12 protein-coding genes are annotated in these 13,322 nt (G+C 63.3%); all 12 read left to right on the forward strand.

The genetic code is table 11. The annotated features are described in order from the left end of the window. The first annotated feature begins 38 nt into the window (after window positions 1-38). Window positions 39-1,034, forward strand: coding sequence for a cysteine synthase A (locus ACZ5ZH_RS01330; protein WP_464771930.1), 996 nt, complete (start codon window positions 39-41; stop codon window positions 1,032-1,034). Between the two features lie 40 nt (window positions 1,035-1,074). Further along, complete coding sequence (locus ACZ5ZH_RS01335) at window positions 1,075-1,380, forward strand: hypothetical protein (RefSeq protein WP_449471330.1); 306 nt, start codon at window positions 1,075-1,077, stop codon at window positions 1,378-1,380. Window positions 1,381-1,849: 469 nt separating this feature from the next. After that, complete coding sequence (locus ACZ5ZH_RS01340; protein WP_464771931.1) at window positions 1,850-2,347, forward strand: division/cell wall cluster transcriptional repressor MraZ; 498 nt, start codon at window positions 1,850-1,852, stop codon at window positions 2,345-2,347. Then, a complete protein-coding gene (gene rsmH / locus ACZ5ZH_RS01345; protein ID WP_464771932.1) occupies window positions 2,344-3,309 on the forward strand; it encodes a 16S rRNA (cytosine(1402)-N(4))-methyltransferase RsmH in 966 nt (321 codons plus the stop codon). The genes ACZ5ZH_RS01340 and rsmH overlap by 4 nt, the downstream gene beginning before the upstream one ends. Then, window positions 3,306-3,956, forward strand: coding sequence for a colicin transporter (locus ACZ5ZH_RS01350; RefSeq protein ID WP_449471335.1), 651 nt, complete (start codon window positions 3,306-3,308; stop codon window positions 3,954-3,956). The genes rsmH and ACZ5ZH_RS01350 overlap by 4 nt, the downstream gene beginning before the upstream one ends. Beyond that, on the forward strand, window positions 3,956-5,668 hold the full coding sequence (locus ACZ5ZH_RS01355) for a peptidoglycan D,D-transpeptidase FtsI family protein (protein WP_196225446.1): 1,713 nt from the start codon (window positions 3,956-3,958) through the stop codon (window positions 5,666-5,668). Before ACZ5ZH_RS01350 ends, ACZ5ZH_RS01355 begins: the two co-directional genes overlap by 1 nt. A 1-nt stretch (window position 5,669) precedes the next feature. Further along, window positions 5,670-7,112: a UDP-N-acetylmuramoyl-L-alanyl-D-glutamate--2,6-diaminopimelate ligase gene (locus tag ACZ5ZH_RS01360; protein ID WP_464771933.1), complete on the forward strand. Its 1,443-nt coding sequence runs from the start codon at window positions 5,670-5,672 to the stop codon at window positions 7,110-7,112. Continuing rightward, window positions 7,109-8,488, forward strand: coding sequence for a UDP-N-acetylmuramoyl-tripeptide--D-alanyl-D-alanine ligase (locus tag ACZ5ZH_RS01365; RefSeq protein ID WP_464771934.1), 1,380 nt, complete (start codon window positions 7,109-7,111; stop codon window positions 8,486-8,488). Before ACZ5ZH_RS01360 ends, ACZ5ZH_RS01365 begins: the two co-directional genes overlap by 4 nt. Continuing rightward, a complete protein-coding gene (mraY, locus tag ACZ5ZH_RS01370) occupies window positions 8,488-9,561 on the forward strand; it encodes a phospho-N-acetylmuramoyl-pentapeptide-transferase (RefSeq protein ID WP_464771935.1) in 1,074 nt (357 codons plus the stop codon). The genes ACZ5ZH_RS01365 and mraY overlap by 1 nt, the downstream gene beginning before the upstream one ends. 5 nt (window positions 9,562-9,566) lie before the next feature. Continuing rightward, window positions 9,567-10,889 (forward strand): UDP-N-acetylmuramoyl-L-alanine--D-glutamate ligase, encoded by a 1,323-nt coding sequence (gene murD, locus ACZ5ZH_RS01375; protein ID WP_464771936.1) that lies wholly within the window; start codon window positions 9,567-9,569, stop codon window positions 10,887-10,889. A gap of 33 nt (window positions 10,890-10,922) precedes the next feature. Further along, window positions 10,923-12,125, forward strand: a complete 1,203-nt coding sequence (gene ftsW, locus ACZ5ZH_RS01380) for a putative lipid II flippase FtsW (RefSeq protein WP_464771937.1) — start codon at window positions 10,923-10,925, stop codon at window positions 12,123-12,125. After that, entirely contained in the window at window positions 12,122-13,288 is a 1,167-nt protein-coding gene (murG, locus tag ACZ5ZH_RS01385) for an undecaprenyldiphospho-muramoylpentapeptide beta-N-acetylglucosaminyltransferase (protein ID WP_196225452.1), read from the forward strand. The genes ftsW and murG overlap by 4 nt, the downstream gene beginning before the upstream one ends. The last annotated feature ends 34 nt before the right edge of the window (window positions 13,289-13,322 follow it).

Here is a 13,322-nt window from a genome sequence, read left to right on the forward strand (position 1 = left end):
GCTTGGCAAGCGTGCATCCGCTCCGCTATGCGGGGAACATGCTGGTTCAGAATGATAGCCTCGCCCTGATTGGCAACACGCCGCTGGTACGCCTTACCGGTCCATCGGAAGAGACGGGCTGCGACATCTTCGCCAAGTGCGAATTCGCCAACCCCGGCGCGTCGGTAAAGGACCGCGCAGCGCTCTTCATCGTCAATGATGCGGAGGAAAAGGGGCTGTTGCAGCCGGGCGGCACCATTGTCGAAGGGACAGCGGGCAATACCGGCATCGGGCTTGCGCTGGTAGCCAATGCGAAGGGCTATAAGACGATCATCGTCATGCCTGAGACCCAGAGCCGGGAGAAGATGGACACGCTGCGCGCACTGGGCGCGGAACTGGTGACCGTGCCTGCGGCGGCCTATTCCAACCCCGGCCATTTCGTCCACACGTCGCGCCGGATCGCCGAAGAGACGGAGAATGCAGTCTGGGCCAATCAGTTCGACAATATCGCGAATCGCAAGGCGCATATCGTCGGTACGGCCGAGGAAATCTGGCAACAGCTGGAGGGGCAGATCGACGGCTTCACTTGTGCAGCGGGCACTGGTGGCACGATCGCTGGTGTCGGGCTCGGCCTCAAGGCGCATGACGAGAATATCACCATCGCGCTGACCGATCCCTATGGCGCGGCGCTCTATAATTATTATGCCCATGGCGAGTTGAAGGCGGAAGGGTCGTCGGTGGCCGAGGGCATCGGGCAGGGCCGTATTACCGCCAATCTGGAAGGCGCGCCGATCGACACGCAGTTCCGCATTTCCGATGAGGAAGGGCTGCACTGGGTCGAGCGATTGTTGGCGGAGGAAGGGCTTTGTCTTGGCCTGTCCTCAGGGATCAACGTCGCAGGCGCGGTGGCGCTGGCACGTGAGCTAGGGCCGGGCAAGCGGATCGTTACCATCCTGTGCGACACGGGCTTCCGCTATCTATCGACCCTCTACAATCGTGAGTGGCTGGAAGCGAAGGGCTTGACGGTCTTCCCTTGGCTCGCGCACAATCGCTGATCGCCGACAAGGGTCGCGGCGACAAGATAAAGAGCGCTTAATGGCTGAACATCCCCGCCGACAGGAAGGGTTGCAGCGTGTCCAGATCGGCCTGACGGGGCTGGCGGGCGTGGTGCTCCTCGTGGGTCTGGCGAATATCGTGATCGACAAGGCGCGGATCGATGATCCGGCGGTGCCGCCGCCGACCGTGCCCACCCTGGACGTCAATGCAGTCGCGCCCAAGGAACCTTTGGCGGAGCTGGGCGTGCAGCCCGCGCCGGAACAGCAGCCGATCGTCCCGGATCTTCAGCCGGACCCTAATCTGAGCAAGCCGATGGATCGCGACCCACAGCCATCCGGCCGCTGAACGTCCGAACCGAGCCGTGCATTGCCTGAAGGGCGCTACGCACATTCCTGATGCTTTGGCTGGGATCGGCGCTGGTCCTGCTCAGTGGCCTGCGCTGATCCCGGTTCCAATCGCTGTCATGCTGGGCTGGAGGCCGGGTGGCTTCGCGCGGTATGGGCAGGGGGCACCGATCGGCGGGATTTTCTGGGCAATGTTGGGATCATCGAATTTGGCGCGGTTTGGCTCTTGGCGTTGGGAGGTGTTGCCTTGCAAAACTCGCCTCGAGGAGCGCGAAAATTGATATAGAACCAGAACAAAACGGGATTTCCCAAAATCTCCCGACTTTTCCCTTTTCTTGTGCCCCGGCCCTTGGTATCTAATTCGCATAGGGGTTTGTCAGGCTTTGCTAGTCCTGCGCACCGGGCCGCAATGACGCGGGTTGGTGAGCGGCTGCCTGCGCCCTTGCGAACAGAGGGGCAGCAGTCCGCACGTGCCGGAAATCATTCTCTTTACAGGCAACGCGTTCAGCGTAGCGGACGGCAAGGGCCGTTTCGTGCTGCCTCTGGAGATGCGTCGGCAGGTCAAGCTGTCCAGCGCTGGCGAAACGCGGCTTTATCTCTCCGTCCATGGCGACAACCCCTGCGCCACGGGCTTTGGAGAATCGCATCGCCGTTTCCTGTTCACCGAAGTCGAGGAACTGGCTCGCGAAGCACGGGCGCATGGCCGCGACTATAATGCCGACCTGGAGCTGGAACGCCGACTCGGTACGATCGAGGAGGTGAATTTCGACGACGGCGGCCGTTTCGCCATGCATCCGGACATCAAGGATGAATATGGCATCACCGACGCTGTCTTCTTCTATGGTGTTGGCCGCTACATCCAGATCTGGAAGCCGGAAACGCTGGTCGACAGCAAGGATCGTCCGGAATTGATCCGCAATAAGGTGCGCCGCTGGCTGGACCAGCGGATGGCGGGGGACGGCAAGTGACCGCTCCTGCCGATCTGGATCGTCACATCCCGGTTCTGCTTAATGAAGTGCTGCATGCCCTCGCCATCAACCCCGGCGAGATTCATGTTGATGGCACGTTCGGCGCGGGCGGATATTCCAGTGCGATGGCGGCACGGGGCGCGAAGGTTTTTGCCTTCGACCGCGATCCCGATGCCATCCGGGAAGGCGAGGCGCTGGCGAAGGAGAAAGGCATCACCCTGATCGCCGGGGAATTTTCCCGCATGGAGCAGTTGTTGGGCGATCGTGGCATTACTTCGGTATCGGGCGTGACGCTCGACATCGGCGTGTCTTCGATGCAGCTCGACCGCCCGGAGCGCGGCTTTTCCTTTCAGGCGGACGGCCCTCTCACCATGACGATGAGCCAGAATGGGATGAGCGCCGCCGATTTCCTGAACAACGCCCCTGAGCAGGAGATTGCCGACGTCCTCTATCGCTATGGCGAGGAGCCGCGCTCACGCCGGGTGGCTCGTGCGATCGTGGAAGCACGCCCGTTGGAGCGCACCGGTCAACTCGCAAGCGTCGTTCGCCGGGCGCTGGGCCACAAGCCACACGACAAGAAGGACCCGGCAACCCGCACCTTCCAGGCGATCCGCATCCATGTGAATCGCGAGCTGGAAGAATTGGAGCGTGGGCTGGAAGCGGCGGAAGCGATGCTGGAAGAGGGTGGTCGATTGGCCGTGGTGACTTTCCACAGCCTGGAAGACCGCATCGTCAAACAGTTCTTGCGCCAGCGCAGCGGTGGGGAAGGCGCGGGATCGCGCCACCTGCCGGAACGCAAGGCCGCCGCTGCGCCCACCTTTCACAAACCGGCCAAAGCGATCCGCCCCGGCGAGGCAGAGCAGGCCCGCAACCCGCGCGCGCGCTCCGCGACCCTGCGCAGCGCCGTTCGTACATCAGCGTCCATTTCTCAGCCAAGTTCTTCCAGGAGCGTCCGCCCATGATCGCGGTGAAGAGGTTGCAGAGCCTGATCTGGATCCTGCTCGTCGCGCTGGGTGCGCTTGGTGCTTATCTGGTATCGCTGAAAGTCGCGACCGAGCGCAACGAACTGATGAAGGTGCAGACGCAGATCGCGCGGGCACGGGCGGACATCCGTTATCTGGAAACGGAATTCAGCGCGCGAGCGAGCATGCGGCAGCTGGAGCGCTGGAATCAGGATGATTTCATGTACGCGACGCCGACCGCGCAGCAATATCTGGGCGGTGAGCGGGCGCTGGCGAACCTGGATGGCATCCAGCCCAACGGCCCCGACTATGTCGCGCCGCCTGTGATGGTGGCGATGGTCGAAAGCCCTGCCGACCTGCCATCTGCGCCGCAGGCCGCTCCGGCCAGTCCGGCAGCCACCCAAATCCGCAGCGATATCGCGGTGATCCGTGAAGCGCATGCGGCCGACAATGTCGAAAAGATTGCTAAGCCCGCCGCCAAGACTCCTGCGGAAAAGGCGAAGGACGATGCGGACGTGTCGAAACCCAATCCGGTGGCCCGCCATGCGGAACGGATGGCGATGCTGGATGCCAAGCTGCTTGACGACAGCACCATCGGCGACATCAGCGCCAAGGCAGCGCGCGAACGCAAGAAAGGCGCGCGCTGATGGCGACGATCATCGTTCAGCCGGGCGGCGCCAGGGCAGGCAAGCAGCGGGTTGATCTGACCGCGGTTGCGCACAACCGGCTGATGTTGCTGCTGATCCTGTTCATGGCGATCACGGCGGTGGTGATTTTACGGCTCACCTGGGTGGGCATCTTCGCGCATGGCGCAAGCGGCGATGGCGCCGTTTCGGGCCTGCTTCCCGCCCGCGCTGACATTGTCGATCGCAATGGCGTGCCCCTTGCCCGGACGATGGATGCCTATTCGATTGCCGTGCGCCCGTCGAAGCTGATTGGTGAGCCTGCCGAGCTTGCGCGCAAGCTGCACGAAATTTTCCCCGATGAACCCGAAGCGGCTTTCTACAAGAAGCTGACCGGCAAGGGCTGGGCCTATCTGCGCCGCCGCGCGCTGCCGGAAGAAGTTGCGGCGGTGAATGCGCTGGGCGAGATCGGCATCGAATTTCCCCGTGAGAAGGAACGCCTGTATCCCCAGCGCAGCCTGGCGGCGCATGTCCTCGGCTTTGCGCCCAATGCCGACGGGCAGGGTGGCATGGGGGTCGAGGCGGCGTTCAATGACCGGCTGACCGATCCGGCGCTGCGTGGTCAGCCTTTTGCCATTTCGATCGACAGCCGGGTGCAGGGCGCGCTGGAGAGCGAGCTTTACGCCCAGATGGTAGCGCAAAATGCCAAGGGCGCAGGCGGCATCATCATGGATGCGAACACCGGGGAAGTGATTGCGATGGCGTCGATCCCCGTGTTCGACCCCAACAAGCTTCAGAATTATGCGGGCAAGAAATGCAGCGAATCGCCACTCTGCAACCATATGGTTCAGGCGCGCTACGAACTCGGTTCGACGTTCAAGCCATTGTCGATCGGCGAGGCGATGGATCGCGGTGTCGTCACTTCGATGGCGAAGCGCTACGACGCGACCGCCCCGCTTGCTGTGGCCGGGTTCAAGATCAAGGACGACCACGCGCTCGGCCGCTGGATCAATGTGCCGGAAATACTGGTGCACAGTTCCAACATCGGAACGGCACGGATCGCCGATGAAATGGGCGCCGCGCCGATGCAGCAGCTGTTCCGCAACCTGCAATTCGACCAGCGGGCGCCGATTGAGTTGAAAGAACGCGCCAAGAGCATTTGGCCCTATAATTGGGGCCGCATAACGACGATGACTGTGTCCTATGGTCATGGCATCGCGGTGACGCCGCTGCACCTTGCCGCCGCCTATGCGGCATTGGTGAACGGGGGCATCTGGCGGCCTGCCACCTTGCGCAAGCTGCACGCCAATGAAGTGCCCGAAGGCCATCGCGTCTTTTCCGCCGCCACCAGTGCGCGGATGCGGCAGCTGTTGCGGATGATCGTCGCCGCAGGTACAGGTCGCAGCGCCGACGCCAAGGGATTCCGGGTGGGCGGCAAGACGGGTTCCGCCGAGAAGCCTGAAGAAGGCCGGTACAACAAGAGTTCACTGGTGACGACTTTCGCGTCCGCATTTCCGATGGATAATCCCCGCTACGTCGTGCTGACGATGATGGACGAGCCCAAGGGCAACGCGCAGACTTTCGGCCTGCGCACGGCTGCCTGGACGGCCGCGCCGGTGGTCAAGCGCGTGATCGAACGCACCGCCCCGATGCTGGGTGTGCTGCCCGACGAACGGCGGGACGTCGATATTTCCGACCTCATGCCCCTGCTCGGGCAAGACAAGGACAAGGATTGAGATGCGCCTCGGGTCGCTTATCGAGGGGCTGGATGTGAAGCTCGACACCGGGGCGCCGCTGGACGCTTCGGTGTCGGGCTTCGCGATCGATAACCGGAAGGTTGCGCCGGGCACGGTCTTTGGCGCCTTCCAGGGACTGCGGGTGAATGGCGAGGATTTTATTGCCGACGCCGTGCGCGCGGGTGCTGTTGCGGTCGTCGCGCGGCCGGAGGCGAAGGTGGAGGGGGCGGTCCATATCGCCCAAGACAACCCCCGCCGCTTTTTCGCCTTGCTTGCCGCTCGCTATTTCGCGCCATTCCCGGAAGTGACCGTTGCCGTCACCGGCACCAACGGCAAGACGTCGACCGTGGAACTGGCCCGCCAGCTATGGCGGATGCTCGGCCATCATTCCGCTTCGATCGGGACGCTCGGCGTCACCACATCAGTCGATCAGGTATCGACGGGCCTGACGACGCCGGACATCGTCACTTTCCTCTCCAACATGTCGGGCCTGAAGCGCGAGGGCATTACCCACGCAGCGTTCGAAGCGTCGAGCCATGGCCTTGCGCAATATCGGACGGAAGGACTGCCGGTGTCGGCGGCCGCCTTCACCAACCTGTCGCGAGATCATCTCGATTATCATGGCGACATGGACAGCTATTTCGACGCCAAGATGCGGCTGTTCGATGAGGTGGTCGCGCCCGACGGCGCGGCCGTCGTCTGGGCCGATGACGCATGGTCCGACAAGGTTATCCAGCGAGCTACGAAGCGGGGGCTTCGTGTGCTGAGCGTCGGGGTGCAGGGGCAGGCTTTGCGCCTTGCCAACCGCACCCCGACCCAGTTGGGCCAGACGCTGGAGGTCGAGGCTGGGGGCAAGTTCTACAAGATCAATCTGCCGCTGATCGGCGCCTATCAGGCCGCGAACGCCTTGACTGCCGCTGGGCTCGTCATCGCAGGCGGCGAGGATGTGGCGAAGGTTCTGGAACTGTTGAGCCGGGTTCAGCCGGTGCGCGGTCGCCTGGAGCGGGCGGTGATCACCAAGGCGGGCGCCCCCGTCTATGTCGATTATGCGCATACGCCCGATGGACTGCGCGCTGCGATCGAAGCGCTGCGGCCCCATACGCGCGGCAAGCTGATCGCGCTGTTCGGCGCTGGCGGCGATCGCGATGCTGGCAAGCGCCCGCAGATGGGCAAAGTTGCCGCAGAGTTGGCTGATCATGTCATCGTTACCGATGATAATCCTCGTTCAGAGGACCCGTCCGCCATTCGCGCCGCCGTCATGGCGGGGGCGTCGGGCGCGGAGGAAATCGGTGGCCGCCGCGCCGCCATCGCCGCCGCCATTGCGCGGGCTGGTGGGGATGATATCGTGCTGCTCGCGGGCAAGGGGCATGAACAGGGGCAGATCATCGGCGATCGGGTGTTGCCGTTCGACGATGTCACTGTTGCCCGGGAGTGCGCTGGGTGAGCGAGCTTTGGACTTCCGAGGAACTAGCGCAGGCTACAGGGGGTGCCGCTTCGGCACCCTTCGCCGTTTCGGGCGTCGCCTTCGATAGCCGTGAAGTGACGAATGGTGACTTGTTCGTCGCGATGAAGGGCGAGACGACGGACGGCCATCATTTCATCGACAAGGCTTTCGGTCAGGGCGCCGCTGGCGCGATCGTCAGCGAGCCTGTTTCTCAACCTCATATACTGGTCGCCGACAGCGCAGCTGCCCTCGAAGCGCTGGGCCGCGCTTCGCGTGCGCGCATGCAGGGCAAGGTGGTCGGGGTCACGGGATCAGTCGGCAAGACCGGCACCAAGGAAGCTCTGTTCCAGGCGCTGGACCGCATCTGTCCGGGTCAGGTGCATCGGTCGGTCAAGAGTTACAATAATCATGTCGGCGTGCCGCTCAGCCTGTCGCGCATGCCCCGTGCGTCGGCCTTTGGCGTGTTCGAAATGGGCATGAACCATGCCGGTGAACTGGCGCAGCTGACGCGGCAGGTGCGGCCGCATGTCGCCATCGTGACCGCAATCGCCCCGGCGCACATCGAATTTTTCGGCACCGAAGAGAAGATCGCGCAGGCCAAGGCGGAGATATTCGAAGGGCTTGAGCCCGACGGCACGGCGGTCATCCCCTATGACAGCCCGCATGTCGCAACGCTCTACGCGAAGGCAGAGCAGCATGCCTCCCGCATCCTGACCTTCGGTTTTGACGAAGAGGCCGATATACGCGCGCGTGACATGGTTCCGGCGGCAAATGGCGGGACATTGGTAACGGCCACGCTGCCCAGCGCCGAACTCTGCTTCACCGTCGGTGCGCCCGGCGAACATTGGGTTTCCAACGCGCTGGCCGTGCTGGCGGCGGTCGAAGCGATGGGCGGCGATCTCGCGGCTGCGGGTCTGGCGCTCGCCGAAATGCCGGGCCTGCCGGGCCGTGGCGAGCGGCGGTCTGTCGCGGTCGCTGGCGGCGAAGCGCTGCTGATCGATGAAAGCTACAATGCCAATCCGCTAAGCATGGCCGCTACGCTCAAGCAGTTGGGCAGGGAAAATGCGAGCCGCCGCATCGCCGTGTTGGGCGGCATGCGGGAATTGGGCGATCGCAGCCACGAACTCCATGCCGGACTTGTCGAGCCGCTTGCCGTCGGTCAGGTCGACTACGCCATTCTGGTGGGCGATGAAATGAAACCGCTGGCCGAGGCGCTGCACGGTCAGCAGTTGGCCTTTGATCATGTGCCGGATACGGCGGCGGCCACCGATCTAATTCGGACGGAAATGCGCGCTGGCGACGCCATATTGGTCAAGGGCTCGAACGGCATCGGCCTGTCGCGCCTCGTTGCCGCGCTTGGGGAACATAGGAACTGATGCTCTACTGGCTCGCCCAGACCATGGATTTCGCGGGGGTTTTCAACCTCATCCGCTATCTTAGCTTCCGCGCGGGCGCGACGATCGCGACGGCCTTCGTCATCGGTCTTGTGCTGGGTCCGCGCTTCATCGGCTGGCTGCGGGTGCGGCAGGGCAAGGGGCAGCCGATCCGTGATGATGGTCCGCAGACCCATCTGGCAAAGCGCGGCACGCCGACCATGGGCGGGCTGATGATCCTCACCTCCATGATCACATCGGTGCTGCTCTGGATGGATTTGTCATCCATCTATGTTTGGGCATGCCTGTTCGTGACGCTGGGTTTCGGCGCGATCGGCTTCCTCGACGATTATGACAAGGTGACGAAGGCCAGCCACAAGGGCTTGTCGGGCAAGATGCGCCTGGGTTTCGAGTTCCTGATCGCTGGCATAGCGGCTTGGTTGATCGTCAACCAGCACGGGAATACGGCGCTCTACCTGCCTTTCTACAACGGCCCGGCGATCGAGCTTGGCCCCTTCTATTTCCTCTTCGCCGCCTTCGTGATCGTGGCGTTCGGCAACGCTGTGAACCTGACCGATGGTCTCGACGGCCTTGCGACCATGCCGGTGATCATCGCTTGCATGGCGTTCATGGCGATCGTCTATCTTGTCGGTCGCGCGGACTTTGCGGCCTATCTTGGCATCCCGCATGTGCCGGGCGCGGGCAATCTCACCATATTGTGCGGTGCGATCATTGGCGCGGGCCTGGCCTTCCTCTGGTTCAACGCTCCTCCAGCCGCCGTATTCATGGGTGATACGGGCAGCCTGGCGCTTGGCGGCACGATCGGCGTCATCGCTGTGACCGCGCATCATGAAATCGTGCTGGGCGTGATTGGCGGCCTGTTTGTGGTCGAGGCGATGAGCGTGATCATCCAGGTCTTCTTCTACAAGCGCACCGGCAAACGTGTGTTCAAGATGGCGCCGATCCACCATCATTTCGAGCAGTTGGGCTGGGCCGAACCGACGGTCGTGATCCGCTTCTGGATCATCTCCTTCGTGCTGGCCCTTGCCGGTCTCGCCACGCTGAAGCTGCGGTGAGCGCGATGACCCTTACCTCCTCCGCCTTTGCTGGCAAAACCTATGCGGTTCTTGGCCTAGCCCGGTCTGGACTGGCAACTGTAGAGGCGCTTGTGGCCAGCGGTGCGCGCGTCGTCGCCTGGGACAATCGGGACGAAGCGCGCGCGGCTGTCGCTGACAAGGCCGAGTTGGCGGACCCGCTGGAGATCGATCTTAGCGGTTTTGACGGCGTTGTCGTTTCCCCCGGCGTGCCTCTCAACAAGCATCCGATTGCCATGCATGCCAAGCTCGCGGGCGTCCCCGTCATCGGCGACATCGAGCTGTTTGCGCTCGCCCGTCCAACACTTCCCGCACATCGGGTGGTCGGCATCACCGGCACCAACGGCAAGTCGACAACGACCGCGCTCGTTCACCATATCATCGAGGCGGCGGGCATTCCGACCCGGATGGGCGGCAATATCGGTCTGCCCATTTTGGGGCAGGAGCCGCTCCCCGAAGGCGGCATCTATGTGCTGGAGCTGTCGAGCTATCAGATTGACCTGACGCAGAGCCTCGACTGCGATGTCGCGGTGCTGCTCAATATCACGCCGGATCATCTCGATCGCTATAATGGCTTTGAAGGCTATGTCGCGTCCAAGGCGCGATTGTTCGCGATGCAGTCGCCCGACCATGTCGCGGTGATCGCGACGGAGGATGAACCGAGCCGATCCATCGCGGCTCAGCCGGGCGCTCGGCGGGTAGAGGTGAAGGCTGGGGACATCGATCCCGCCGCGCAGGCGAACTGGCCGTCGCTCCAGGGGCCGCACAACGCGCAGAACGCAGCGATAGCCCTCGCCGTCGGGCGCGCGCTGGGCATCGATGAAGCGACGATCCAGGCCGCGCTGCAAAGCTATGCCAGCCTGCCGCACCGGATGCAGCGCGTGAAGGAACTGAACGGCGTTCTTTACGTCAACGACAGCAAGGCGACCAACCCCGCCTCGACGGCGCCCGCGCTCGCAGCCTATCCGCCCGTCGATGGCCGCCCGCGGCTGCACTGGATTGTCGGAGGTCTGGCAAAGACGGATAATCTGGACGAATGCGCGCCCCATTTCGGCAATGTCGCTGCCGCCTACACCATCGGTGAAGCGGGTCATATGTTCGCCGATCTGCTCAAAGATCATATGGCGGTGGATGATAGCGAGATGCTATCGGCCGCCGTTCGCCGCGCGGCGCGTGTAGCACAGCCGGGCGACGTTGTGCTGCTTTCGCCAGCCTGTGCCAGTTTCGACCAATTCCGGGATTTCGAGGCGCGAGGCGATGCCTTCGTCGCGGCCGTCGCGGCGCTGGAAGAAGGGGGCCTGGACGGCTAAGGGCGGCGCAGGGGCGCAGAAGGGGCGATTACAATGTTCAGGGCAGGCGAACTGGTGAAGGGGTTCAAGAACCGCACCGTTCCGCGCGAGCGTACGGCCCTGGCCATCTGGTTCTGGGAGATCGATCGCGTTCTCCTCTCGCTGATCGTCGCGTTGATGGCGATCGGTCTGGTTGCCGTCGCGGCCGCGTCGCCCGTGGCGGCGATCGACCGTTCCACCAGCAGCGTATCCGTCACGCCGCTCATCTATTTCTATCGCCAGCTTATGTGGGTCTTCATCGGCCTGCCGATCATGCTGGTCATATCGATGTTGCCCCGTCAGCAGGCCCGGCGGCTCGCCATGTTCATGACGGCCTTCTTCATCGTGATGCTGCTGTGCGTGCCGGTCCTCGGATCGACCGTTAACGGCGCGCGGCGCTGGATCGACCTGCCCGGATTCCGTTTCCAGCCCTCGGAATTCCTGAAGCCCGTCTATGTCGTCTCCATGGCCTGGCTGCTTTCGCTGCGGGGCAAGGACATGTCGCTGCCGGTCATTCCGCTGACCGGCGTGTTGACGCTGTTGATCGCGGCGATCCTGATGAAGCAGCCGGACTTCGGCCAGACGGTCATTTTCCTTGCCTGCTGGGGATGCCTGTTGCTGCTGTCCGGTGTGTCGATGCGGTTCATCGGCATGATGGTTGGCGTGGCGCTGGCTGGCCTGATCGCCATGTACATGTTCTACGAAAATGGCCGTCAGCGCATCAATGACTTCCTTGGCATCGGCGTCGCGCAGGATACGGGGCCGGACCAGACCGAGCTGGCGTTTCGCACGATCACCCATGGCGGTTTTACAGGGGTGGGGCCGGGGGGCGGCCAGGAGAAATTCCGCCTGCCCGAAGCGCACACCGACTATATCTTTTCCGTGATCGGTGAAGAGTTCGGACTGCTCGCCTGCATCGGCATCGCCTGCGTTTACCTGGCGATCGTTGTCCGCGTGCTGCTGCGCATGCTGGACGAGGATGATAATTTCACGATCCTGGCCGCAGCGGGACTTACAACGCAGTTCGGGTTGCAGGCGATCATCAACATGGGCGTCAATGCCCAGATATTTCCTTCGAAGGGCATGACGCTGCCCTTTATCAGCTATGGCGGCTCCTCTATGCTGGCCCTTTGTATCGGGGTCGGCCTGCTGCTTGCGTTCACACGGCGCAATCCCTTCATGGGGCGGCATACCGTCGTCAAATGGAGTGGTCGATGAGCATTTCCCGTCACTTCGTCCTCGCCGCGGGTGGGACAGGCGGTCACATGATTCCGGCGCATGCTGTGGCCGAGGAGTTGATGGCGCGCGGCCACCATGTCGCTTTGGTCACGGATGAGCGCGGCGCCAAGATCCCGGGCATCTTCGATCGCGCGCAGGTCCATGTCCTGCCTGCTGGCCGCATGACCAAGAACCCGAAAAGCTGGCTGGGCGCGCTTAAGGCCATCCTTGCAGGCCGCGCCATGGCCCGCCGGCTCAACGAGACCTTCCGCCCCACCGCTGTCGTCGGGTTTGGCGGCTATCCCGCCATGCCTGCGCTGTTGGGCGCGCTGGCGGATGGCATCCCGACCGCCATCCACGAACAGAATGCCGTGCTAGGCCGGGTCAACCGCTTCCTCGCCCGCCGCGTCGATGCGATTGCTACGGCTTACCCGAAGGTCGAGCGCCTGCGCGACAAATATGCGGGCAAGGTCCATTTGGTCGGAAATCCGGTCCGCGAGGAAGTGAAGGCGCTGCGGGACGAGGAGTTTCCGGCGCTGACGGACGAGAGCGTATTCCGCGTGCTCGTGATTGGCGGCAGTCAGGGCGCCAGCATCCTTTCGTCGGTCGTCCCGGACGGCCTTGGCATGTTGCCGCTCAGCCTGCGCCGCCGATTGCAGGTGACGCAGCAATGCCGGGCCGAGGATATCGAGCGGGTCCGCCGCTTCTACGCCGACCTGGAAATTCCCGCTGACCTGGCGACCTATTTCAACGATGTGCCGGAAAAGCTCAGCTGGTCGCATCTGGTGATCGCTCGCGCGGGAGCATCGACGCTGGCGGAACTTACCTGCGCGGGGCGCCCGGCGATCCTTGTCCCGCTGCCGAGCGCGATGGATGATCATCAGACGGTCAACGCGCGCGAGATGACCGAGGCGGGCGGTGCGCGGACTATCCCGCAGTCGCGCTTCACCGCCGTGGAGCTCGCCAAGCAGATGCAAAAGATGGCGATGGAGCCCGGCGCCCTTCAAAACGCTGCCAAGCGCGCCCGAGCCTGTGGCCGTCCCAATGCGGCGCGTGACATGGCTGACCTGCTGGAAAGCATCGGCCCCGCGCCGATCATGAACGATCCTTTGAAGGTCGGTCCCGTCCCGACCAGCCTGAATTTGCAGGGCGTCCCTGCATGAATATGAACCCCCTTTGTCATCCCGGCTCGCGCGG

Source organism: Sphingobium sp. TomMM7A, assembly GCF_055397305.1.